Genomic DNA, 23,279 nt, shown 5'->3' on the forward strand with positions numbered 1-23,279 from the left:
AGCTGACGCTGAAGAAATACAAGGTTTAATAAGGATAAAAAATGCCGGCCATCACCAAACTAATGCTTCGCAACTTCAAGCAGTTTCCTGAACTGGAAATGGATTTCAACCCAACTAAAAATGTGCTCATTGGAGACAATGAAACAGGCAAAAGTACCGTCCTGCTCGCTATTGATCTCGTGAACAGCGCAAGCCGGAGCCGCGTGGAAACTCTCGGGCTAGAAGCACTTATAAACCGCCAAGCTGTAATGGATTTCCTCAGCGGCGAGAAAAAAGTTTCTGGCCTACCTGAAGTGCTGGCTGATCTGTTCCTTGAGGATGGTGATGAACCGTACTTCCACGGCAAACAAAATCAACTTGGTGATAACTACGACGGTATACGAATGAGGATAGCCGTTCCAGATGACTACCACTTGGCCATCAAGCAGATGCTGGAGCACGATCCACAAAATTTCCCCTTCGAATACTACGCCGTCACCTTCCACACTTTCGCAGGCGAGGGATTCAATAGCTATCGACGCCCTCTAAGGCACCTCCACTTGGACAGTTCTCGCATAGACAGCGAGTATGCTGCCAGGGAATATACCCGAACAGTCTTCGGACTTAATGCTGAGATTCCAGAGCGGCATCGACTTGAAAATTTATATCGAAGAGGTAAAGAAGGCTTCCGCGACAGCCAACTAGGAGAATTAAACAAAAAGTTTCCGCCGTATGAATTTGGAATTCGTACGAGCACTCGAGCCAATCTAGAAACAGATTTGGTAATTACCAAAGATGGTATTTCAATCGAAAATCGCGGCAAGGGCGAGCAATGCTTCATTAAAACCGAATTTGCGCTAGGTCGTCACGATGCCCGAGGGGGCCTTGATGTTCTCCTGCTTGAGGAACCTGAGAACCATCTCAGCCACACCAACACGAAGAGACTGGTTGAACGCCTCGCACGTACTGAATCGACCCAGCTCTTCGTAGCGACTCATAGCAGCCACATCTGCTCCAGGCTCGATCTCCGACATGCGCTGCTTCTAGGGACATCTCAAAGCACAGGCACGCTCAAAGCACTCTCCGAAAAAACTGCTGGCTTTTTTATGAAGGCTCCTGACAACAGCGTCTTGGAGTTCGCCCTATCCAAGAAGGTCATCCTGGTCGAAGGTGATGCAGAGTTCATTCTCATGGAGGAGCTTTATAAGCGAGTTTCCGGAGGTACAACCCCTCAGGCTGATCACGTACACATAATTTCGATTGGCGGCACTAGCTTCAAGCGCTACTTGGAGCTAGCTAGACTCTTGAGCATCAAGGTTGCCGCGATCAGGGACAATGACAAGAATCACCAACAAAATTGCATTGACAACTATTCAGAGCATATAACCGATAGCGCCAAGATCTTTGCAGATAAAGATCCAAATCGCTATACATTCGAAGTCGGGATGTACCTGGACAACCAGAAGGTTTGCAATGAACTGTTCGGCGAGGATAGGAAGACTCTGACGGTGCAGGAATACATGCTGAAGAACAAAGCTGAAGCGGCGTATGAGCTTCTAGAGGCCAACCATGAGAATCTCTCTGTACCTGGCTACATCCAGGAGGCCGTGACATGGATAAGAAAGTAATGTTCGCGGTAGCTGGCTCTGGAAAAACCAGCGAGATCATAAGAAGACTAGCGGAAAACAAACGCGCGATCATAATCACGTACACTGAGAACAACTTTAATCACCTCCGAAGCAAGGTGATTGGTAAGTTTGGGTACATGCCCAAGCACATTACCGTGATGACCTACTTTTCATTTCTACATAGTTTCTGCTACCGCCCGCTTCTTCAGCAGAAAATGAAAACCAAAGGTCTCTACCTCAAGCTACCCTCCGATAAAGTAACACGCGCTCGGGATAAGATGTCTCACTATCGTCATCCCAGCGGGCGCCTCTACTACAACAGACTGGCTAAATTTCTCGATGAGACAAAATCGCACCCTGAAGTCATACGGCGCCTAGAGCGATTTTATGATCAATTATTTGTCGATGAAGTCCAAGATTTTGCAGCAAACGATTTCAACTTGCTGATGGCGTTATCCCCGGTGAAGGCAGACATTCTCTTTGTGGGTGACTTCTACCAGCACACGTTTGACACAAGCAGGGATGGCAACATCAACTGCAACCTTCACAATAATATTGAAAAATACGAAAAGCGGTTCCGCGATTCCGGATACTTTGTTGACAAGAAAACACTCAAGAACAGCTGGAGATGCGGAACGACGGTTTGCGACTTTATCAGAGCCAACCTGAAGATAGAGATATTCCCGGTAAAGGAACGACACACCGCGATAATCAAAATTGAGGATCAGGTTCAAGCTGACGTGATCCATCGTGATAATAATATCGTGAAGCTATTCTACAACACGCACCACCGCTATGAATGCCATTCAAATAACTGGGGAGCATGCAAGGGTCTAGATCACTACAAGGACGTTTGTATCATCCTCAGCAAATCACAGTGGCAACAATACCAAAATGGGCAGTTACACAAGATGAAACCAAGAACAAAAAATAAGCTTTATGTAGCGTGCACTCGTGCTTACGGTAAAGTTTATTTCGCGCCCGAGCATCTATTTGCAGCACACAAAAAATCTTGAGTCACTCAACAGCTGAGTTTCGATGCATCTACCCACCAAGCACGCAATGCAACGCCCTCCTTGCTAGCGATCCCTACTGCAGCACACGCGGAGATAAATGGTGCTGCCCTTTCGAGACCCGCAAATAGTCACGCAGGGACGCTCGCCCATTACCCCTCTGAAACGTCGCTAGTACGTACCGCGAGTTCTCCGTCGTCATCACCCAAAACCTCCCCTCACGTTCGACCTTCAGCACGTCAGAAGTCCTAATCAGGTGACCGTTGCCGAACCGCCCATATTGGTCTTTTCGCTTGTGGCCAAACACCACACCGATACCTGCGCGCGCCCTGATGGATACTCCGCAAAGGTAAGCAGTGACCGGCATGTCGAAACCTTGCTCTTGGGCTTTAATGATTCGCTTGAGGTCGAAATCTGTGTGGCGTTTTCCGTGGAAGTTCATATCTAATGTGTCCAGCATCGTTGGGCTCCGATTGCGGTCTGGATGGAGTTATCAAGAACTGCACACGCAACCAGACGCGCTGGTATCCACACGATCAGGTCATGGCCGAGATGCGTGCGTTTCTAGAGTCGAAGCAGGCTCCGTCAGATGCTGGTTGAGTGACGGCCGGCAGCGCGAATTAACCTGCAGCAAATACTTTCCTATATTGCAGACAGAACCGTAAGAGCAGCCAGCGAGCTGGGAATGGCAATAGAAGTAGCCACTTCGGCCCTACCTCAACATCCTTACTTGTATCGCCATGGGCTAGCGCCTGGAACACGGGAAATCGTTGTGCACCCTAATTATCTCGTTGTTTACAAATTGACAGATCGGATCGAGGTTCTAGCGGTGCTTCACGCCAGACAGGTCTACCCTACCGACGCCGGGTAAATCTTCGATTGAGGTGTTGGTGCTTATGTCGAATCAGAAAAGGCCATCGGTCCAGCGGTAATATCTAACTTACCGGTCCAGAAATACCTAAGCACCACCTGACTTTGCAGAAAAACAGCCCATGCTGAAATTGGCAAGGCGTGCTCTCGGAACGCTCACGAATTTACGATAACCGAGCTAGCTGCGAGCTATGCTTGAAGCCCTTTAGTCTGTACAAATCATTGTCATCAGAGCATCAAAAGCCATCCATAAAAAAACGACAAATTGGGGGTAAAGATGAATCGCCTATTTCATGCTGCAGCGTTTGCAAGCGCCATGATGATCGTTGCAGCACCCGCCCAAGCCCGAATTACACAATTGGAGATCCTGCGGACCGAAACCGCGTTCGGAGGCGAAAGCTTCGGGAATACAGGGGCTTACGAACGCGTCTTTGCGCGCGCTCATGGTGAGTTAGACCCAGGAGCGTCTGGAAACAAGATTATTCAAGACATCGAACTTGCGCCCCGTAACGGTCGTGGGATGGTTGAATACACGACTGATGTTGCAATCCTGCGTCCCGCTGACGTGGCCAAATCGAATGATATTCTTCTATTCGACGTGCCAAATCGAGGCTCTAAGCGCGCGATGTTATTGTTCAACGCTGATATGCGGGGTAGTCCAGCAGCGTTCAACAACTTCGAAGTCGCTGGGGACGGTTTTCTACAGCGCCAGGGTACGACGCTGATCGCGTTTGCCTGGCAGGGGGACGTTGCCCCGGGTGACAACCGCATGATGGTGCAATTACCGACGGCCATAAATACTGATGGGTCGCCGGTAACAGGTGTGGTGCGCAGTGAGTTGACCACGCTCTCACCGACCGTCAGCCTTAACCTGTCTGCAGGTTGGTTCACCTCCACGCCGCCTCACACGAGCTACAAATCGGTTGAAACCGACAATAACAAAGTGCTCGCGGATGGCTTTCGTCCGACGTTGACGGTGCGTTCGCGGGCAAATGCGCCCCGACAGGAAATTCCAGTGAATGACTGGAAGTTTGGCGATTGCAATACGCCGAACGAAACCCAGATATGCCTACCCGCTGGTTTTCAGCCCGGTAAGCTTTACGAGCTGATTTACCAGGCCAAGGAGCCGGCGGTAATGGGTATCGGTTTTGCGATCGCACGGGATGTTGGTGCGTTTTTCCAGCAGGCCGAGCATGACGATGCCGGTGTGCCCAACCCTGTAGTGCATGGGCCTAAGGTCAAGTCGATTATCACTGGCTCATCACAAGCCGGGCGATTCATCCGCAGCATGATCGCGCTGGGTTTCAACCGCAGCGAGGAAGGTCATCGGGTCTATGATGGTGCGATGCCGCATATCGGTGGTGGCCTGATGCCACTCAACATTCGATTTGCTCAACCTGGTCGGGCGTGGGGCCAGCAGGTCGATCATGACTACCCTGCTTACGATTTTCCGTTTACCTATGGCCGGGAAACCGACACTGTTACCGGACGCTCGCAGGGTTTGCTGGATCGCTGCAACGATAACAATACTTGCCCTCTGATATTCCACATGGCAACGGCCCTTGAACTTTGGGAAGGACGCCAGTCGCTTGGCCTTACCGATCCACTCGGCTTGCGTGATGCACCTGAACCGGAAAACGTCCGCACTTTTATTATGGCAAGTACGCAGCATGCCCCGCCGTCTTTGCCACTCCCGGCTAACCCACCTTTCGGCCTTTGCCAGGTTCAATCAAATCCAAATCCACACACCTGGACCATGCGCGCAGCGTTCATCAACCTCGTTGGCTGGGTTCGTGATGACACAACACCGCCGGCTTCGATAAAGCCTTCTGTGGCGGACGGCACCCTCGTGCCGGCGGACAGGGTCAGTTTCCCGCTCATCCCCGCGACCAATTATGGTGGCGTTTCGCGCCCCGAGCTCCGCTACACTGGTGCCGTCAACAGCCTGCAAGTGCTTGACTTTGGACCTGGTTTTCGTCCCGAAGACAGCTCTGGCATTCTCACAAACGAGCCGCCGAAACCGGGGGTTGGCAGTTACGGCCTCCTGGTACCTCAAGTGGATGCAGACGGAATTGATGTGGGTGGCGTTCGGGATGTGTATCTGGGTGCTCCCATCGGGACTTACACGGGTTGGAATACCTTCCGGCCCGAATTTTTCGATGGTGGCTTTTGTAACTTCCAAGGCAGCTTCCTCCCGTTTGCCGCGACGAAGAAAGAGCGAATCGTGGCCGGAGACCCTCGCCTTTCCCTGGAGGAACGCTACCCCACGAAGGAGGCGTATGTGTCTGCAGTGAGTAAAGCTGCAGATTCGCTGGTTGAGGCGCGGATGCTGCTTCCTGAAGACCGTGAGCGGCTTGTAAAGGAAGCACAGGAGAAAGGTGTGCGTGCAGGGCCTTGAGCAGGGGTGATCATTCCTTCGAAAAAGAGTTGTCTTAAACCTTGCCGCCTTTGATTGATATCCATGGCAGGTATAGCAAGGAATGCCCTGGAGCTCGCGTAACTGCGGGCTCTGGGCTTTGGGCTTTTTGGGGCGATACCTGCTTAAGACATTGCTTTTCCATACTGAGCCTAAAACAGGGGCTACTAAGCCGATGATTAGACTGCCCTAGGAAAAACCCTTAACGAAAACTAGTAAGGCTCCCAGCAGGAACAATGCAGAGGCTCCGTATCCAACTGAACGGATCCGTCGATAGGTGCGCGAAACACCATTGGGAGCTAAAGTGGGAAAACGCTGGATGTCTTTGAATACAGTGGCGAAGCCAAGAGCAGGAGAGCGGAATCGCTGGTCGTCGCTCTCAATAGCAGCTGCTACGTTCAACGCAATAGCGGCGTAGCTATCAAAACGTTTATACGTTTGAATAGTAAAGTGAATGATGACCACGCCCAGTAAAAAAACAAGCTCAGCTCCCAAGATCTTTGATATCGCTCCATACAAGACCGGAGTACCCGCCATAGTGGCGACCATGAGAGACAGGGCCATGTTTGCCATAGTGTCGTAATGCCGATGTGAGTTGAGGGCTTCGCGGTAGGAGTCTGCGGGGAGCATAATTGTCGCCTGGCAAGAAAAAACCTAATTTACAGAAAAGAAATGCTAGGAGCCATCATTAACGCGAACGAGGCTCTTTGCGGCTGTGACCCAACCAATAGCGTAACAGCCTGAGGTCCCCAGTAATTTTTGAATCTAGGTTAGCTGTCTAAAATGAGTCGACGTCCCGCACATGCAATAGCCTGCTTTCAGCTGTTAGCCGATTTCGGCAATCGGCCGCTTTGGATCGACAGCCGCCGCTTGCTTGACCAGCGGCAGTCGATCGAACCAAAGCAGTAATTAACAGCAGGCCCGAACAAAAGAGAGTTCGAGGGACATACTTCCCTAGCCTAGTCGCTGCTACCCATCAGAACCGATTTTTTCCCATGGCCCTGAATATCGAAAGAGAAGTCCTAGAATACTGGGTACGCCGGATGGCCTCTGGTTAGCCAAAATGAAGTTATGGCGCTGGCTTGGTCGAAGCGCACATACATGAATGGTGCCTCAAGAATGATCAGAATTTCTGAGCGCTTCGACGTTAGATCTAATGGACCATAACCGCCATCCCGCCAGCCGAAGATTTCGGTTCCCATCTGCGGATACCGCAAAGGCATTATTGGTTCGTACGCCTGTGGGGAGTGGCTTTCACGAACCAAGCCTTGGTAAAGCCCCCCGGCTTGGCCTTTCGAGTCGTCATCCCGCGCGAAGCCCTTGCCATGCCTGTGTGGACAGGGCTTCAGGAGTAATCAGCCAACCCACCTTCCCCACACGAACCAACGCCATTTCCTACAAACAATTAAGGCTTGAAGGCGCAGACAATAGACAGACTAACACCTACGATAAACCCATCCACACTGGATACGATCAAGTTACTACTGAAGCACGCACCTCGCTTAATAATGAGATAACAAGCAACACATTTCTTGCTACACACTAGATAGCCATATGCAACCAACTAGCGGACTTGGGAAACAAGCTCGCTCGGCCTAACTTCGTAAAAGCTCTACACATACGCGCATATACACATCAAGAATTAAATTCTCAATTTAAGGAATATCATGAAAAAAGTATTAATCAGCGCTGCAATTGCTACCTCCCTGCTGGGTATATCCATGACCTCCCAAGCTGCAGAAAACTGCCCTGCTGTCTCGAAGATTGAGCAGGTCTCGCCCGGTGTTTACCGGGCGAGCGGCAATGACGGCGAGTGGACCGGCGTGCTGCAAGGCGTTGTGACAAAGAAAATGCCTGTGCAGTCGTTTGACCTGGCCATCGCTATTCAAGAGGGTGCAGACGCACCTCAGATGTTGCAACACTGCACCTACAACATCGGTGGACGCGAGGCGCTGGACATGCGTTTCATCGCTAAAAACAATAAGGATTTCACTATAAAAACCGCAGGCAGTGCCTGGGAAAAAGAAGATGGGCCTTTTGGTCTTGTCTATAACGTGTGTGAAAAAACATCAGCTGAAAACTGCAAGTTCACTGTCGTTCAGTAATACGAAATAACCTTGTCGCTCTTCAGCAAGCCTGCAATGGCTCGCTGAAGAGTCACTCACGTCAGATCATGCAAATCCTTGCCCAGTGCAGGCATGACCTCGAAATGAGAGAACACCACCTCCAGCCCTCCCCGTTCCGGACTGCAGCACATTGGGCCTACGGCATAAGACTCACTCACGGGAAATGGCGCCAGGCGCAGCAGCGGCCAGCGCAGGCCGTCGCTGGAGTGCTGAATGCGCAGCACGCCCTTGGCGACGGTGACTCGCAGCCAGAGGCCGGATGACGAATCATCAAATACACCCGTTGCCCAATCGGATTGTCCGCAGGTTAAAACGCTGCCCAGCATCAGGGCTCCGTCGCTGACTTCAACGCCGGTTTTGACCCAGTTGCGCTCGTCAATGCGGACCATCAAGCCCGCCTGATCGTAAAGCGTCTTGAAATCACCCTGCACATGCACTTGCGCAGTGAAATCACCGGTCACCGAAACACCCAGAAAATGACCGGTGTCGCGGCAGAAGCCGTAGTGCGTCTGCTGCCAGAAATCGGTTTGCGGGTCTGTGGTGACCGTCAGACGCTCGTCCGTCACGCTGCAGTGCTGAGGTTGGTTCAGCCAGATGCCTTTGTCGAACATGTCGCCTCCTGTGTGGGGTTGTTGAGGGTAGAGGTTACTGGCTGGGATCGCGAGGCAATGTTCAAAATTCGATCCGAAGGTGATGCCACTCGAATAGGCGACAGTAAGAAAGTTAGCTGATGTTGTGCTGGTTGATGCTTTGACGTCACCAGTAAACCGCCAGGACGACCCCGAGCAAGACGACGGTGGCCAGCGCCTCACGCCGAGAACCTGCTATGCAGATTAATAGTTGTACCATTAAAACAATAACGACTGCGGCACCGCGCACTACAGACCGACTGCTCCCCACGTCTTCGATGGAAGGCACGATGGAGGCAGGTTCCATCCAGTCATACTCTGATCCGTGCAAGAACGCATACGTAAGGAGGCACATAAAATAAACAGCGTACAGATGAGTCTTTATCACTATTTTTTTGAAGGCCATTTTTACCAACCATGCTGGCACGCTCGATAATGGTTGAGCACTTAAAAGACGACTGACTAAATTGTCAGTCGCTCTATTTCATTGCCTTAAATTTTATATTCACTCACTAACCCCTCCAGCAGGTCGACGCCTCTATAGAGCGAGCGTCTCAAGCTCAAAATATCAGCGACCAACCCAGATACGACTGCGATTTCCCCCATGGTGACCTTGACCTCATCGTAACCCTCATCGGCTTCGAAGTTTAATAGATCCAGATTTTGAAGCGCCATATTTATACAGCTTTGAAGTTTGGCCTCGTCAACCTCTAACAGAAACAACAAAAAGTAATCCAGCGCGATGACCAGATTTTGTGCATAAGCGCCCTCCTGTTCGGTGTACTCTTCGGTGTCAGGTATACGGCTGCTTACCACACGCTCAATAGCTTCAACTGATGCCCTGTGCCCCGACAGAGCAACGTCTAACGACCTCAAAAAAAGGCTACTAAGGTCGGTGGCATAGACGTTATCGAACCGTCTCAAAAGCCGGACCTGCCGATAGAGATAGCAGGCAATCAGCAGTGTTTTTTCCAGATCATTCAGCCTGCCGAGAAGAGGAGAAACAGATTCGTGCTCAAAAATCAAATTCCATTGCATATGATTCCACCCGAACGGATACGCCGTAACGCTATATAGGCTTTATCTTCTCGGCAATCAAGATAAACGTTGCCCATACTGAATTGGCGACTATGCATGGCCAGTCGCTTTATTGCGCTCAATGTAAAGGCGCACGTGCTCTTGAGCAACAACCATCCTATTGAGGACCGGATGTTCATAATCACTGTAAATCTCAAGGTACGCTCCGGGCGTATCACGGATAAAGTTGACACTTAGCGTACCCTGCAAAAAGCCAGCCAGCGTTTTCTCGTAATCGAGAATAATCGACCCGAGTCCGCGCCCGCCATGCGCCGATGCAATATCGCTCAAATCGGCCAAAATAATGCCAAGTAGTGCTTCCAGGTAAAATTCGCTCACTGCACACCTTGCCTTTTACAACGCATCTACCATTGAGGCCAACGCTGCATCAGTCAAACAAATCATAGGCCTTCTGCTGAAGAGCGATTCCAATATCCTCATATCTGCAACGCTCGCGCTCATCATACACATCGTCACTGACATTAAAGCCGACATAAACATCAACAAAAGCAAGCGCTAGTCTTTTGGGAATAACTGCCCGCCCTTTATAATACTCAATTAAAAAGTCAACTGCCAAAAAAAGCTCAGAAACTTCCTCGTCAGACACTTCGACCCTAAACCGGATTTTTTCCGGAATGGAGTGTTTTTCAACCAACCTGGCATACACAGTATCAACAGCCTGATCAACGTTCATAACCACATCCTTATCCGCCGGATACTCCATGCCTGCAGGCGCCCCTTCATGAGCTAAGCTTCTTCTATAAATTGCGGTGCCCCCTTCAGGACAGAGATTATCTTATCGTAAAACTGAAAAAAATCAGAGGCCATGAAAAAAAGATTCCCACACTCATTCATTTCGGCAATGCAAGGCGATTTGAGTTTGTCTGACGCATGTAAATGAGTGCGATCCCAATAGTAAACTCCTGCAACAACCTCTTCACTGCCTTGCAGTATCACGTAAGGATTGCCACCCCCATCCTCACCGATAATAATTGCCTGAGGCAGAAAATCAAGCTCACCAGAAAATTCTTGATTAAATGCGACTATATCATTGCATGCCTCATCAGGCAGCCGACCAAAGAAACGATCAACGCTAATGATAACGCCGTCAGCCGCAGGCAGAGGCAGCACAACGTAGTCAGGAGCCCCTATATAAAACCCATTCATGCTCATCAAGAATTCTTTGTAATCTGCTGGCAATACTCTATCAATCTCTGACGCTAGCAATTCCAGGTCAGCTTGTTGCAAACCTTTTCTATGGATAACGGGCATATTCACTCTTTCCCTGGCGAGTCGGCTGAATACTTAAAATTGTATCGCCTCGAATAAGGATCGGTTTTTATTTTCACCATGGCGATGTGCCAATTCCCCGTCATGAACCTGCAAGACAAGCAACATCTGACCACAACGCAAAACCTCACGCACCTCACCCACCCCAAAAAAACGACATTTCCTACGCCCCAACCCACCCCCACACCCTTGCCACCCCACCCCTGCCACGCTAACCTCCCCGCCGTTCGCTGCAAAATCAGCGGCTGGGTTTGGCGACCCAAAGAAAAGACAAAAATACGCTCCATCGCGAAACAGCAGATCCTGTCGGCCTGCATGTCGCGCTATGGCGGCTGTGCGCGGGAGATCTTCGGGTCTGCCGGGGTTTGTCTTTTTGCCCGGTTCGCCAACCTGCACACAGCTGCCACCCAATGTTTGGCGACAATCCGTGGCGGCTCTCGATAACCAAAAAGAGCGTCACCCATGCAAAATATCGTTCTCAGAAACACCCCTACACCCCATTTCGAAGCCACCCTCTTCCTCCGCCACAGCCGCACCCTGCGCGCCATTTTCACTGAATCTCAAGCCTGGTTCTGCCTGGCTGACCTTGCCCGTCTGATGGGCAGGCCGCTGGATGAGCGCGCCACGCTCAAGCTCGATGCGGATCAGCGTCGTGAGGTCTGGCTGGAAGCTCATGGCGAGTGCCAGCGGCAGTTGATGATCAGCGAGTCCGGCGTGCTGGCGCTGCTGGTTCATCATTACGTGCCCGAGAACCGCGCGCTGCGTCAGTGGCTGACGCATGAGGTGCTGACGACCTTGCATGATCAACAGAACGTCACGCTCGATAACCCGAGAATGAGCCAGCTGCAATGGCCCGGCACATCGCTGAGCGTGCTGCACTGGCGCAGCGAAACCTGGGTTCGCTTGCGCGACATGCCAAATGTGGTGGCCGAGGCAGCTCCTCGTCCGAAGCGGCCGTTATGGCGCAGGGTGTTGAAGCGCATCAACACAATGCGCACTGCCGCCTGACCGGTACTGCCTGAACCCCGTTGACACCCTTCCCAGCAAAAAACATGATGCATCCACCCTAAAAACCGGAATGCACCTCATGGGCGACAAGAAAAAGCTTTTGCTGACTGGCGCAAGCCGGGGTATCGGTCATGCCACGGTCAAGCATTTCAATGCCGCTGGCTGGGAGGTGTTTACCGCGTCGCGGCAGAACTGGGTCGATGATTGCCCGTGGGCTGAAGGTCTGCTCAACCACATTCACCTGGACCTGGAAAACATCGACAGCGTCAGCGAGAGCATGGCGGCGATCAAGGACAAGCTCGGCGGTCGGCTCGATGCGCTGGTCAACAATGCCGGCGTTTCCCCAAAGACCGAGGACGGCGGGCGCATGGGTGTGCTGGAGTCGGATTACAGCACCTGGATCAAGGTGTTCAACGTCAATCTGTTCTCCACCGCGCTGCTGGGTCGGGGTTTGTTTGACGAGTTGAAGGCGGCCAAGGGCAGCATCATCAATGTCACCTCGATCGCCGGCTCCAAGGTCCACCCGTTTGCGGGGGTCGCCTACGCCACGTCCAAGGCGGCATTATCTGCCCTGACCCGGGAAATGGCCTTCGATTTCGGTCCGCACGGGATACGGGTCAATGCCATTGCGCCGGGTGAAATCGATACGTCGATTCTGTCACCCGGCACCGCCGAGATTGTCGAGCGGCTGGTGCCGATGCACCGGCTGGGCAAGCCCGAGGAAGTCGCCTCGCTGATCTACTTCCTGTGTACGGCTGGCGCGTCCTACGTGAACGGTGCGGAGATTCACGTCAACGGCGGCCAGCACGTCTGACTCAATGTGTGCCGGAAACCCTCTCCGGCACGCGTCGCACGCCCAGGCGACTGATCCACACCGACGCCACGATCACCCCGCCGCCGATCAGCAGGCGGGTGAAGTCCTCATGCTGGTTCCAGATCAGCAGATTGATCAACAGCCCCAGCGGTACATGCAGGTTATTCATCACCGCCAGTGTGCCGCCGTTGACCATGCACGCGCCTTTATTCCACCAGTACATGCCCAGCGCCGTCGAACACAGGCCGAGAAATAGCAGCACGATCCATTGGGTCGGCGCTTCGGGCAGGTGTTGCGGGTTGCCGAACATCAGGAACGCGGGCAGGACCACCGCCAGTGCGCCGAGGTAGAAGTAGCCGAAGCGTCGGTAATGCGGCAGGTCGCTCGGGTAGCGCGCCACCAGATGCTTGTACAGCACCTGCCCGGCGGCGTAGGTGAAGTTGGCCAGTTGCAGCAGCAGAAAGCCGCCAAGGAAGTCGCCGTCCAGACCATCGTAACGAATCACGCCGGCGCCCAACACCGCGACCACTGCCGCCAGCAATGCCCAAGGGTTGAAGCGTCGGTTCAGCGCATCTTCGATCAACGTCACGTGCAGCGGCGTGAGGATGGTGAACAGCAGCACTTCCGGCACCGTCAGCACCCTGAAACTCAGGTACAGGCAGACATAGGTCACGCCGAATTGCAGCGCGCCGATCAGCAGCATGCTGCGCATGAAGCGGGGTTCGACCTGACGCCAGTGGGTCAGCGGAATGAACACCAGACCGGCCAGCACCACGCGGACCAGCACCGCGAAATAGCTGTCGACGTGCCCGGCCAGATAGACACCGATCAGGCTGAACGAAAACGCCTGAATCAGTGTGACGAAAAGTAGATAACCCATGCCCGCCCCCCATTTTTGAAGGGCGCGACCATAGCGGTTGCGTCACTCACTGTCCACTCGACGGCCGCCAATCTTTGACGCCAACCCGTCGCCGCGTTCCGCGTTACCCGTCACAAATATGACAGTCGCATTATTGACGTACATGTCGTCGGTTTCGACGAAAATATAGCCTATATCGGCAACTTTTCCACAGAAAAAGGTCTTATCATCCCGACGCTGCAATATTGACTCAATTCATCCACATTCGTCGTCGCCTGGAGTAACACCATGATATTCAACACAAAAGACTTCGGAGCACTGGGCGACGGCGTCACTGACGATACGGCAGCCATTCAGGCCGCAATCGACGCAGCGGCTGCGGCAGGCGGCGGTGAAGTGGTCATGGGCGCCGGAACGTACGTCGTGTCCGGTGGCGAGGAGCCTTCGGATGGCTGCCTGATGCTCAAGAGCAACGTCACTCTGTCGGGTGCAGGCATGGGCGAGACGATCATCAAGCTTGCGGATGGCTCGGACACCAAAGTGACCGGCATAGTGCGCTCGGCCTATGGCGAAGAAACCCACGACTTCGGCATGAAAAACCTGACGCTGGACGGTAACCGCGACGCCACCACCGGCAAGGTGGACGGCTGGTTCAACGGTTACATTCCAGGCTCTGACGGCAAGGATTCGAACGTCACCCTCGACAGCGTCGAGATCAAGGATTGCTCGGGCTACGGCTTCGACCCGCACGAGCAGACCGTCAACATGGTGATCAAGAACAGCGTGTCGCATGGCAACGGCCTGGATGGCTTCGTAGCCGATTACCTGAGCGACAGCGTGTTTGAAAACAATGTCGCCTATGACAACGATCGTCACGGCTTCAACGTGGTCACCAGCACCCACGACTTCACCCTGAGCAACAACGTTGCCTATGGCAATGGCAGCACCGGCATCGTGGTGCAGCGCGGCAGCGAGAACATCCCCTCGCCCGCCAACATCACCATCACCGGCGGCGCGGTGTATGGCAACGCAGCAGAAGGCGTACTGATCAAGCTGTCCAGCCAGGTTTCGGTCAGCGGCGTGGACATCCACGACAACGGCAACGCCGGCGTGCGCATTTACGGCAGTTCCGGGGTGGATATCTTCGATAACACCCTGAGCAACAACGCGCTGGGTTCAGCGGTTCCGGAAATCATCATTCAGTCCTACGACGACACCACAGGCGTGTCCGGCAAGTTCTTCAGCGGCAGCGACAACCTGATCCGTGGCAACACGATCACCGGCAGTGACAACTCCACCTACGGCGTCGCCGAGCGCAACGAAGACGGCACCGACCGCAACAGCATCGTCGGCAACACCATCAGCCACACCAGCAAGGGGCTGACCCTGGTGTATGGCGATGGCAGCTTTGCCGGTGATGCGTTCCCGCTGGTGACCGTCAATGGCACCGAGGGCAACGACGTCATCACCGGTGGCGCGGCCCACGAGCAGATCTTCGGCCTGGCGGGCAAGGACACCTTGAACGGCGGTTCGGGTGACGACATCCTGGTCGGCGGTGCCGGGGCCGACAAGCTCACCGGCGGCGCGGGAGCCGACACCTTTCGCTTCGATCAGTTGACCGACAGCTACCGGACGGCGACCACCAGTTCCACCGATCTGGTCACCGACTTCGACATCAGCCAGGACCGCATCGACCTGACCAATCTGGGCTTCACCGGGCTGGGCAGCGGCAAGGGCGGTACGCTGAACATCAGCTACAACGCCACACTGGACCGCACCTACGTCAAATCACTCGACGCCGATGCCAGCGGCAACCGCTTCGAGCTAGGCCTGAGCGGCAACCTGAAAGACACGCTCAATGCCAGCCACTTCATCTTCCAGCATGTCGTGGAAGGCACGGCGGGCGGCGATACCCTCACCGGCACCGACGGCAATGACGTGCTCAACGGCAATGCCGGTACGGACCGCATCGACGGCGGCGCGGGCGCCGACACGATCACTGGGGGAGCCGATGCCGACACCCTGACCGGCGGCGCAGGCGCGGACCTGTTCATCTACAACTCGCGCCTGGACAGCTATCGCAATTACACCGCCAGCGGCACCAAGCAAAGCGATACGATCACCGACTTCAACCCGGCCGAAGACCGCATCGATCTGTCCAGCATCGGCCTGCGCGGCCTGGGCGATGGCAGCGCCAACACCATTTACCTGTCGGTCAATGCCGACGGCAGCAAGACCTACATCAAGACCGATGCGGTCGACAGCACAGGCAATCGCTTCGAGATTGCCTTGCAAGGCAACCTGGCCGACAAACTCAGTGCGTCCAACTTCATCTTCTCTACCGCCTCAGCCGCCAATCAGGCACCAGTGCTCAATACGCCGCTGATGGACCAGAACGTTACCGAGCTGAAGGCGTTCTCCTACGCCGTGCAGCCCGGCAGCTTCAGCGACCCGGACAGCGACACGCTGACCTACAGCGCGACCCTGGCCGATAACAGCGCCCTGCCCGAGTGGCTGAAGTTCGACAGCAAGACCCTGACCTTCAGCGGCACACCGGGCGGCACGGCATCCGGGCTTTACTCGGTATTGCTGACTGCGAGCGACGCCACCGGCGCTTCGGTGGCCGACAGTTTTGCCATCAATGTGGGCAACGTGACGCCGGGGATCCTCACCGGCACCGAGAACGCCGAGGCGCTGTACGGCACCGAAGGCAACGATACGATTCTGGGCCTGGGCGGTGACGACACGCTGCGTGGCGATACCGGCGCCGACATCATCAACGGTGGCGCAGGACGCGACGCCCTGTACGGTGGCGCCGATGCCGACACGTTCGTCTACAGCGCACTGACCGACAGCTACCGCGATTACGACGCTGGCGGCCTGACTGCCACCGACACGATCTATGACTTCACCCCTGGTCAGGACAAGATAGACGTCTCCGCACTGGGCTTTCTGGGGCTGGGCAACGGCGAAGACCACACGCTGTACATGACCCTCAACGAAACCGGCGACAAGACCTACATCAAGTCCGCCACGGCGGATGCCGACGGCAATCGCTTCGAGATCGCCCTGAGCGGCAACCTGATCGACACCCTCACCGACGCGGACTTCGTATTCGGCCAGCGTGAGGCGCAGGAGATTCTCTACCTGCCGACCCTGGGCCAGTCCAACGCGCGCCTGCTGCGCATGACTGAAGACGATAACCAGTCCGGCACCTCGGAAATGGTCAAGGACCTGACCCGCTACACCGATTACGACGTGCGCAGCCAGTTCACCGACGCCAACGGTGATGGCATCGACCTCGCCGTGGGCGGCAGCACCGTGGTCGGCTACTCGACCGGCACTCAGGATGAACAGCGTGTTTCCTGGTGGCTGGTCGACACCGATGAGCCGGGCCCTGCGCTGTTGCGCGCCACCGAGTTGCTCAAGTCGCAACTGGCGTCGCTGACCGCCATCGACAAAGTGACCACCGGGATCATCTGGGGTCAGGGCGAAGAAGCCGCTCAGGAAATCGCCCGCGCCACCGACAAGCAGGCGGCGGCCGAGCTGTACAAGGCCTCGACCCTGAAAGTGTTCGACTACCTGCACGCGCAGATCGGTGATTTCACCGTGTACATCGCCGAAACCGGGCACTACCAGACCGACGCGGCCAAGGCGCGTGGTTACACCGACGAAAAGATCAACGCCATTGTCGAAGGCGCCGGGTACGTCAGAAGCGTCCAGGAAGCCATTGCCACTGAGCGCGCCGACGTCAAGCTGGCGGTTGACTACACCGACCTGCCCCTGCGTTACGAGGTCAACCCGTTGGTTTACCCCGATGACGTCTGGCACTTGCATGAAGAGTCCGCCGAAATCGTCGGCCAGCGCCTGGCCGATTTCATCGCCGATGACCTGGGTTTTCAGGGCAACGCCGCTGACAACAACGACCCGGCGGCCATTTTCGAGAGTGGCCAGAACGAAGGCGGCCATATCTTCGGCACCAGTGACGACGACACGCTGGTCGGCAGTTCCGGCAATGACGTACTGGACGGCGATCAGGGCGCGGATGACATGAGCGGCGGCGATGGCAACGATATCTACGTGGTCGACAACGCTTTCGATACCGTCACCGAAAGCAACGACTCGCCCTCGCAGGTGGACACCGTGGTGTCGTCTGTCAGCTGGACGCTGGGCGCCAACGTGGAAAACCTGGTGCTTACCGGCGTGTCTGCCATCAACGGCACCGGCAACGCCGTGAAAAACGTCATCATCGGTAATGCCAACAACAACATTCTCGACGGCGCTGCAGGTGCCGACATGCTGACCGGCGGCGATGGATCGGACAGTTATTACGTCGACGATGCCGCCGACCGGGTGGTCGAGACCAATACCGATGCACAAGTGGGCGGCGTCGATACGGTGTACAGCTCGCTGGCCAGCTACACGCTGGGGGCCAATCTGGAAAACATCGTCATCAACAGCAGCGGGGCCGCCAATGCCACCGGCAATGCCCTGGATAACCTGATTTACGCAGGCGCTGGCGACAACGTCATGGACGGCCGCGACGGCAATGACACCGTGTCGTATCTGTTCGCCACCGCCGGCGTCACCGTTGCGCTGAACACCAGCGCTCAGCAAGCCACCGGCGGCTCGGGTCTGGACACGCTGAAAGGCACTGAAAACCTGATCGGCAGCCAGTTTGCCGACACGCTGACCGGCAACAAGAACGCCAACACCCTGAGTGGCGGCGATGGCAATGACACCTTGTCCGGTGGCGCGGGCGACGACGTGCTGATCGGCGGATCAGGCGCGGATACGCTGATCGGTGGCACCGGCGCAGACCACTACGTGTTCAATGGCATCAGCGATACGGGCCTGGGCGGACTGCGCGACATCATCAATGGCTTCAAGACAGTCGAAGGCGACAAGCTGGACTTCTCCGGCTTCGATGCCCGGCCGCTGACCGATGGCCACGATGCCTTCGTGTTCATCGGCAACGCGGCGTTCAGCGCCAACAACAGCGGTGAGCTGCGTTTTGCCGACGGCGTGCTATACGGCAACATCGATGACAACGTCGGCGCGGACTTCGAAATCCAGCTCACGGGCGTGCAGACGCTGCAGACCGCCGACATCATTGTCTGATCGTCGCAAAGCACATCACTCATAAACAGCCCTGGAAACAGGGCTGCACTCTCAGAATATCTGCGAAAGCGACCGGGGTAAGTGACACCCACCACAACCCCGGTCAATCACCAACGCGTTGAGCAAAAACGCAAAGCCTTTGTGCACCCCCCATAAATTTGTCTTATCCATAAGAGCGCTCTACTCTCAGGCGGGCTGACAGCTGAGCCTGATTCGCAACTTTATGATGCTGCGATTGAATCGGGATGAGACGTCGAGACTCTTGCCTGCGCCAACCTGCACACGCCGGGTGCGCGGTGCCTCCGGCCCGTTGATGAACACCACCGAACATTTGGCGTCTACTTCACCGTAGTTGTTGACGGTGATTGACCCGGTATCGTGATAGACGTCGTGGGCAACATAATCGATCTTCACGTCCTGGTACTGTTTTTCCACCTCGATGGGGTACGCCAGGGCCGTCACCGGCAACATGACCAGCAGCGCACAACACAGTCGATTCATTCGGCAATCTCCGAGTCGGGATTGTCAGAGTAGAACAACAAGCCCGTATTTAAAGAGGAATTACAGCATGAAAGCGCCCCGCGTGACTCTCGACCAGTGGCGCACATTGCAGGCCGTGGTCGATCACGGTGGTTTTGCTCAGGCCGCCGAAGCGTTGCATCGCTCGCAATCATCGGTGAGTTACACCGTGGCGCGCATGCAGGAACAGCTCGGCGTGCCGTTATTGCGTATCGACGGGCGCAAGGCGGTGCTGACCGAAGCCGGTGGCGTACTGCTGCGCCGTTCGCGGCAGCTGGTCAAGCAGGCCAGCCAACTGGAAGACCTCGCGCACCATATGGAACAGGGCTGGGAAGCGGAAGTGCGCCTGGTGATCGACGCGGCGTACCCTTCGGCACGTCTGGTCAAGGCGCTGACCGCGTTCATGCCGCAGAGCCGCGGCTGCCGGGTGCGACTGCGTGAAGAAGTGCTCTCCGGCGTTGAGGAGGTCTTGCTCGAAGGCGTGGCGGACCTGGCCATCAGCGGCTACAGCATTGCCGGGCATCTGGGCACCGAGATGAGCTCGGTCGAGTTCGTCGCCGTCGCGCACCCGGACCACGCCCTGCATCAGGCCAATCGCGAACTGACCTTTCAGGACCTGGAAAGCCAGTTGCAGGTGGTCATCCGTGACTCCGGCAGGCAGCAACCCAGGGACTTCGGCTGGCTGGGCGCGGAACAGCGCTGGACCGTCGGCAGCCTCGGCACCGCCGCGACCTTCGTCAGCAACGGCCTGGGCTTCGCCTGGCTGCCGCGGCACATGATCGAGCGCGAACTGCGCGAAGGCTTGCTTAAGCCCCTGCGCCTGGACAAGGGCGGTAGCCGTAACCCGACCTTCTATCTTTACTCCAGCAAGGACCGGCCGCTGGGCCCGGCCACGCAGATCCTGATCGACCTGATCCGCAGCTTTGACACGACACCGCTCACCGCTGCACTCGGCACGCCGCAAAACGCCTGACCGGAGCAGGCACGTGGCGCTCTTCGCTCAGTCAGGGCTGCCTGCTGCACTTCAATCACACGCGGCTGGAATTCATCGCCAGCAACGCAGTCTGAAAATCCTGTGCGGTCCATGGACGTGCAGCCTGATCGCCTGAAGTGCTGCAAACCCGCCAATACGCTGGGCAAAAAAAGCCAAACGTGGTTACCTTGCCGGTCACAGTCGATATCTCTTAATGAAGGACGTGTTGCCACATGCTGAAAAAAATCGCTCTCGCCGCCTGCTCCGTGCTGTTCGCCGCCAACCTGATGGCTGCCCCGGATAAAGCCACGCACGTGGTACTCGACACCAGTTTCGGCCAGATTGAAATCGAACTCGCAGACACCAAGGCGCCGGTCAGCACCCAGAACTTTCTGGGTTATGTCGACAGCGGCTTCTACACCAACACCATCTTTCACCGGGTGATTCCGGGCTTCATGGTGCAAGGCGGTGGCTTCACCCCGCAGATGGTTCAGAAGCAGACCAAGGATCCGATCAAGAACGAAGCCCAGAACGGTTTGCATAACGTCCGCGGCACCATTGCCATGGCGCGTACCTCGGACGTGAACTCGGCCACCAGTCAATTCTTCATCAACACCAACGACAATGCCATGCTCGACAACGGCGCACGCGACTTCGGTTACGCAGTGTTCGGCAAAGTCGTCAAGGGCATGGACGTCGTCGACAACATCGTCAACGCCCGCACCACTACTCAGAAAGGCATGCAAAACGTGCCAGTCGACCCGATCCTGATCAAGTCCGCCAAACGCGTCAACTGATCGGGAAACCTGCACCGCATGAAGCCTTGGGCTTCGTGCGGTCCGGACGGGAGAGCCTCCACTTATCAAGGAGAACCCACGTCGCGTGGGTGTGATAGCCAATGCTTTATCGTCGTTTCGAAAAACTGATCGATATCTTCAAAGACGCTCCTACCGCTGCCCCGCCCAATACCGTCTTCGCGTTCTACCTCTACTACCTGCGTCAGGTATGGCCGACGTTCACCGCGCTGCTGGTGGTCGGGCTGATCGGTGCGCTGATCGAAGTGTCGCTGTTCAGCTACCTGAGCCGCATCATCGACCTGGCGCAAACCACGCCGCCGGAGAATTTCTTCAGTATTCACGGTTCCGAGCTGATCTGGATGGTGGTGGTGGCCCTGCTGCTGCGGCCGATTTTCGTCGGCCTGCATGACCTGCTGGTACACCAGACGATCAGCCCCGGCATGACCAACCTGATTCGCTGGCAGAACCACAGCCACGTGCTCAAACAGAGCGTCAATTTCTTCCAGAACGACTTCGCCGGGCGTATCGCCCAGCGCATCATGCAGACCGGCAACTCGTTGCGTGACTCGGCCGTGCAGACGGTGGATGCGCTGTGGCATGTGCTGATCTACGCGATCAGCGCGATGGTGCTGTTCGCCGAGGCCGACTGGCGCCTGATGATTCCGCTGGGCACCTGGATCGCGGCGTTCATCCTCTCGCTGATGTATTTCGTGCCGAGGGTCAAGCAGCGCTCGGTGGATTCGTCCGATGCGCGCTCCAGACTGATGGGCCGCATCGTCGACGGCTACACCAACATCACCACGCTCAAGCTGTTCGCCCACACCAACCACGAGCAGCAGTACGCGCGCGAAGCGATGCGCGACCACACCGAAAAGAGTCAGCTGGCTGGCCGCGTGGTCACCTCGATGGACACCACCATCACCACCATGAACGGCATACTGATCGTCACCACCACCGGTCTGGCCCTCTGGCTGTGGACCCAGTCCATTATCTCGGTGGGTGCGATCGCGCTGGCCACCGGTCTGGTCATCCGCATCGTCAACATGTCCGGCTGGATCATGTGGGTGGTCAACGGCATCTTCGAGAACATCGGCACCGTACAGGACGGCCTGGAAAGTATTTCGCAGCCCGTCACGGTCAATGACAAACCCGGCGCCCTGCCGCTGAAGATCGAAAACGGCGGTGTCAGGTTCGACGGCGTGGATTTCCATTACGGCAATGGCAACGGGATCATTCACAACCTCAACCTGGACATCAAACCGGGTGAGAAGATCGGCCTGATCGGGCCTTCCGGCGCGGGCAAGTCGACGCTGGTGAACCTGCTGCTGCGCATGTACGACGTGCAAGGCGGGAGAATCCTCATCGACGGCCAGGACATTTCCGAAATCACCCAGGAAAGCCTGCGCGCGCAGATCGGCATGATTACCCAGGACACCTCGCTGCTGCACCGCTCGATTCGCGAGAACCTGTTGTATGGCAATCCGCACGCAACTGATGAACAGCTCTGGGAATCGATCCACAAGGCCCGCGCCGACGAGTTCATCCCGCTGCTGTCGGACTCCGAAGGTCGCACCGGCTTCGACGCCCATGTCGGTGAGCGCGGCGTCAAGCTGTCCGGCGGTCAACGCCAGCGCATCGCGATCACCCGCGTGCTGCTCAAGGACGCGCCGATCCTGATCATGGACGAAGCCACCTCGGCACTCGACTCGGAAGTCGAAGCAGCGATTCAGGAGAGCCTGGAGACGTTGATGCAGGGCAAGACCGTGATCGCCATCGCGCACCGCCTGTCGACGATCGCGCGCATGGATCGCCTGGTGGTTCTGGAGAAAGGCCAGATCGCCGAAACCGGCACGCACAGCGAACTGCTGGCGCATGGCGGGCTGTATGCGCGGTTGTGGCAGCATCAGACGGGCGGGTTTGTAGGCGTGGATTGATAGGGCGAGGCTGCCGGCCTCTTCGCGAGCAAGCTCGCTCCCACAAGATCTGCACACGCCATAAGATCTTCAGGGGCAGTGATCTCCCCGCTGCCCCGCCTGTCGGTCAGGTGTACACCGCACTTGTGAGAGCGAGCTTGCTCGCGAAGAGGCCCGTGCAGTCGCTGAATATCTGGGTAGCTACTCACCTGTCGGTCAGGTGTACACAGAAGTTGTGTGAGCTTGC

20 protein-coding genes and 1 pseudogene are annotated in these 23,279 nt (G+C 55.9%); 12 read left to right on the forward strand and 9 right to left on the reverse strand.

Annotation, left to right across the window (positions count from 1 at the left end; all coding sequences use genetic code 11):
* Window positions 1-41 precede the first annotated feature (41 nt).
* Window positions 42-1,607, forward strand: coding sequence for an ATP-dependent nuclease (locus QRN50_RS14625; RefSeq protein WP_096126654.1), 1,566 nt, complete (start codon window positions 42-44; stop codon window positions 1,605-1,607).
* Window positions 1,592-2,623, forward strand: a complete 1,032-nt coding sequence (locus QRN50_RS14630; protein ID WP_096126655.1) for an AAA family ATPase — start codon at window positions 1,592-1,594, stop codon at window positions 2,621-2,623. The genes QRN50_RS14625 and QRN50_RS14630 overlap by 16 nt, the downstream gene beginning before the upstream one ends.
* 73 nt (window positions 2,624-2,696) lie before the next feature.
* Here the strand turns inward: QRN50_RS14630 and QRN50_RS14635 are convergent, their stop codons facing one another.
* Window positions 2,697-3,080 carry a hypothetical protein gene (locus tag QRN50_RS14635; RefSeq protein WP_096126656.1) on the reverse strand — a complete coding sequence of 128 codons (384 nt, stop codon included), beginning with the start codon at window positions 3,078-3,080 and terminating at the stop codon, window positions 2,697-2,699.
* A 68-nt stretch (window positions 3,081-3,148) separates the two neighbouring features.
* Here QRN50_RS14635 and QRN50_RS25915 point away from each other — a divergent pair.
* From QRN50_RS25915 to QRN50_RS14645, 3 genes and pseudogenes are all read left to right on the forward strand, one after another.
* Window positions 3,149-3,220: pseudogene (locus QRN50_RS25915) on the forward strand (type II toxin-antitoxin system RelB family antitoxin); the annotation flags it as partial.
* Between the two features lie 19 nt (window positions 3,221-3,239).
* Window positions 3,240-3,491 (forward strand): type II toxin-antitoxin system RelE/ParE family toxin, encoded by a 252-nt coding sequence (locus QRN50_RS14640; RefSeq protein WP_225651226.1) that lies wholly within the window; start codon window positions 3,240-3,242, stop codon window positions 3,489-3,491.
* A 276-nt stretch (window positions 3,492-3,767) separates the two neighbouring features.
* Entirely contained in the window at window positions 3,768-5,888 is a 2,121-nt protein-coding gene (locus QRN50_RS14645; protein ID WP_096126657.1) for an alpha/beta hydrolase domain-containing protein, read from the forward strand.
* 207 nt (window positions 5,889-6,095) lie between these two features.
* On the opposite strand, the gene QRN50_RS14650 is transcribed toward QRN50_RS14645, so the two are convergent.
* Window positions 6,096-6,536, reverse strand: a complete 441-nt coding sequence (locus QRN50_RS14650; protein ID WP_024693219.1) for a hypothetical protein — start codon at window positions 6,534-6,536, stop codon at window positions 6,096-6,098.
* A gap of 1,037 nt (window positions 6,537-7,573) precedes the next feature.
* On the opposite strand from QRN50_RS14650, the gene QRN50_RS14655 reads away from it, so the two are divergent.
* A complete protein-coding gene (locus QRN50_RS14655; protein ID WP_162886605.1) occupies window positions 7,574-8,011 on the forward strand; it encodes a DUF3757 domain-containing protein in 438 nt (145 codons plus the stop codon).
* A gap of 56 nt (window positions 8,012-8,067) precedes the next feature.
* Here the strand turns inward: QRN50_RS14655 and QRN50_RS14660 are convergent, their stop codons facing one another.
* The 5 genes from QRN50_RS14660 to QRN50_RS14680 form a co-directional block, all read right to left on the reverse strand.
* Entirely contained in the window at window positions 8,068-8,643 is a 576-nt protein-coding gene (locus QRN50_RS14660) for a DUF1349 domain-containing protein (protein WP_096126658.1), read from the reverse strand.
* Between the two features lie 510 nt (window positions 8,644-9,153).
* On the reverse strand, window positions 9,154-9,699 hold the full coding sequence (locus QRN50_RS14665) for a hypothetical protein (RefSeq protein WP_096103997.1): 546 nt from the start codon (window positions 9,697-9,699) through the stop codon (window positions 9,154-9,156).
* Between the two features lie 90 nt (window positions 9,700-9,789).
* Window positions 9,790-10,077: a hypothetical protein gene (locus QRN50_RS14670; RefSeq protein WP_096103996.1), complete on the reverse strand. Its 288-nt coding sequence runs from the start codon at window positions 10,075-10,077 to the stop codon at window positions 9,790-9,792.
* Between the two features lie 49 nt (window positions 10,078-10,126).
* Window positions 10,127-10,432, reverse strand: a complete 306-nt coding sequence (locus QRN50_RS14675) for a hypothetical protein (RefSeq protein WP_096107276.1) — start codon at window positions 10,430-10,432, stop codon at window positions 10,127-10,129.
* 53 nt (window positions 10,433-10,485) lie between these two features.
* The gene (locus QRN50_RS14680) at window positions 10,486-11,010 is read right to left on the reverse strand and encodes an SMI1/KNR4 family protein (RefSeq protein ID WP_096103994.1); all 525 of its coding nucleotides are present in this window, start codon (window positions 11,008-11,010) and stop codon (window positions 10,486-10,488) included.
* A 480-nt stretch (window positions 11,011-11,490) separates the two neighbouring features.
* Between QRN50_RS14680 and QRN50_RS14685 the strand changes: the two genes are divergently transcribed.
* Window positions 11,491-12,036 carry a BRO-N domain-containing protein gene (locus QRN50_RS14685; protein WP_060400455.1) on the forward strand — a complete coding sequence of 182 codons (546 nt, stop codon included), beginning with the start codon at window positions 11,491-11,493 and terminating at the stop codon, window positions 12,034-12,036.
* Window positions 12,037-12,115: 79 nt separating this feature from the next.
* Entirely contained in the window at window positions 12,116-12,850 is a 735-nt protein-coding gene (locus tag QRN50_RS14690; RefSeq protein ID WP_003402395.1) for an SDR family NAD(P)-dependent oxidoreductase, read from the forward strand.
* A gap of 1 nt (window position 12,851) precedes the next feature.
* On the opposite strand, the gene QRN50_RS14695 is transcribed toward QRN50_RS14690, so the two are convergent.
* Window positions 12,852-13,730 carry a carboxylate/amino acid/amine transporter gene (locus tag QRN50_RS14695; protein ID WP_096126659.1) on the reverse strand — a complete coding sequence of 293 codons (879 nt, stop codon included), beginning with the start codon at window positions 13,728-13,730 and terminating at the stop codon, window positions 12,852-12,854.
* A gap of 267 nt (window positions 13,731-13,997) precedes the next feature.
* Between QRN50_RS14695 and QRN50_RS14700 the strand changes: the two genes are divergently transcribed.
* Window positions 13,998-18,830 (forward strand): M10 family metallopeptidase C-terminal domain-containing protein, encoded by a 4,833-nt coding sequence (locus tag QRN50_RS14700; protein ID WP_096126660.1) that lies wholly within the window; start codon window positions 13,998-14,000, stop codon window positions 18,828-18,830.
* 186 nt (window positions 18,831-19,016) lie between these two features.
* Here QRN50_RS14700 and QRN50_RS14705 read toward each other — a convergent pair whose 3' ends face one another.
* Complete coding sequence (locus QRN50_RS14705; protein ID WP_003314461.1) at window positions 19,017-19,331, reverse strand: hypothetical protein; 315 nt, start codon at window positions 19,329-19,331, stop codon at window positions 19,017-19,019.
* A 67-nt stretch (window positions 19,332-19,398) separates the two neighbouring features.
* Here QRN50_RS14705 and QRN50_RS14710 point away from each other — a divergent pair, with 67 nt between their 5' ends.
* The 3 genes from QRN50_RS14710 to QRN50_RS14720 all read left to right on the forward strand — a co-directional run bounded on the left by QRN50_RS14710 (window position 19,399) and on the right by QRN50_RS14720 (window position 23,053).
* Window positions 19,399-20,322 (forward strand): LysR family transcriptional regulator, encoded by a 924-nt coding sequence (locus QRN50_RS14710; RefSeq protein WP_003402385.1) that lies wholly within the window; start codon window positions 19,399-19,401, stop codon window positions 20,320-20,322.
* Window positions 20,323-20,555: 233 nt separating this feature from the next.
* A complete protein-coding gene (locus tag QRN50_RS14715) occupies window positions 20,556-21,119 on the forward strand; it encodes a peptidylprolyl isomerase A (protein ID WP_011268675.1) in 564 nt (187 codons plus the stop codon).
* Between the two features lie 101 nt (window positions 21,120-21,220).
* Window positions 21,221-23,053, forward strand: coding sequence for an ABC transporter ATP-binding protein (locus QRN50_RS14720; RefSeq protein WP_011268676.1), 1,833 nt, complete (start codon window positions 21,221-21,223; stop codon window positions 23,051-23,053).
* Window positions 23,054-23,279: the final 226 nt, after the last annotated feature.

Source organism: Pseudomonas sp. MEJ108 (assembly GCF_030208985.1).
Classification (GTDB): domain Bacteria; phylum Pseudomonadota; class Gammaproteobacteria; order Pseudomonadales; family Pseudomonadaceae; genus Aquipseudomonas; species Aquipseudomonas fragariae.

Coding starts and splice junctions, on each gene's coding strand:
- QRN50_RS14700 (WP_096126660.1), top strand. CDS start 13,998: ATGATATTCAACACAAAAGACTTCGGAGCACTGGGCGACGGCGTCACT.
- QRN50_RS14625 (WP_096126654.1), top strand. CDS start 42: ATGCCGGCCATCACCAAACTAATGCTTCGCAACTTCAAGCAGTTTCCT.
- QRN50_RS14630 (WP_096126655.1), top strand. CDS start 1,592: ATGGATAAGAAAGTAATGTTCGCGGTAGCTGGCTCTGGAAAAACCAGC.
- QRN50_RS14715 (WP_011268675.1), top strand. CDS start 20,556: ATGCTGAAAAAAATCGCTCTCGCCGCCTGCTCCGTGCTGTTCGCCGCC.
- QRN50_RS14655 (WP_162886605.1), top strand. CDS start 7,574: ATGAAAAAAGTATTAATCAGCGCTGCAATTGCTACCTCCCTGCTGGGT.
- QRN50_RS14720 (WP_011268676.1), top strand. CDS start 21,221: ATGCTTTATCGTCGTTTCGAAAAACTGATCGATATCTTCAAAGACGCT.
- QRN50_RS14650 (WP_024693219.1), bottom strand. CDS start 6,536: ATGCTCCCCGCAGACTCCTACCGCGAAGCCCTCAACTCACATCGGCAT.
- QRN50_RS14705 (WP_003314461.1), bottom strand. CDS start 19,331: ATGAATCGACTGTGTTGTGCGCTGCTGGTCATGTTGCCGGTGACGGCC.
- QRN50_RS14675 (WP_096107276.1), bottom strand. CDS start 10,432: ATGAACGTTGATCAGGCTGTTGATACTGTGTATGCCAGGTTGGTTGAA.
- QRN50_RS14645 (WP_096126657.1), top strand. CDS start 3,768: ATGAATCGCCTATTTCATGCTGCAGCGTTTGCAAGCGCCATGATGATC.
- QRN50_RS14685 (WP_060400455.1), top strand. CDS start 11,491: ATGCAAAATATCGTTCTCAGAAACACCCCTACACCCCATTTCGAAGCC.
- QRN50_RS14710 (WP_003402385.1), top strand. CDS start 19,399: ATGAAAGCGCCCCGCGTGACTCTCGACCAGTGGCGCACATTGCAGGCC.
- QRN50_RS14695 (WP_096126659.1), bottom strand. CDS start 13,730: ATGGGTTATCTACTTTTCGTCACACTGATTCAGGCGTTTTCGTTCAGC.
- QRN50_RS14665 (WP_096103997.1), bottom strand. CDS start 9,699: ATGCAATGGAATTTGATTTTTGAGCACGAATCTGTTTCTCCTCTTCTC.
- QRN50_RS14690 (WP_003402395.1), top strand. CDS start 12,116: ATGGGCGACAAGAAAAAGCTTTTGCTGACTGGCGCAAGCCGGGGTATC.
- QRN50_RS14660 (WP_096126658.1), bottom strand. CDS start 8,643: ATGTTCGACAAAGGCATCTGGCTGAACCAACCTCAGCACTGCAGCGTG.
- QRN50_RS14680 (WP_096103994.1), bottom strand. CDS start 11,010: ATGCCCGTTATCCATAGAAAAGGTTTGCAACAAGCTGACCTGGAATTG.
- QRN50_RS14635 (WP_096126656.1), bottom strand. CDS start 3,080: ATGCTGGACACATTAGATATGAACTTCCACGGAAAACGCCACACAGAT.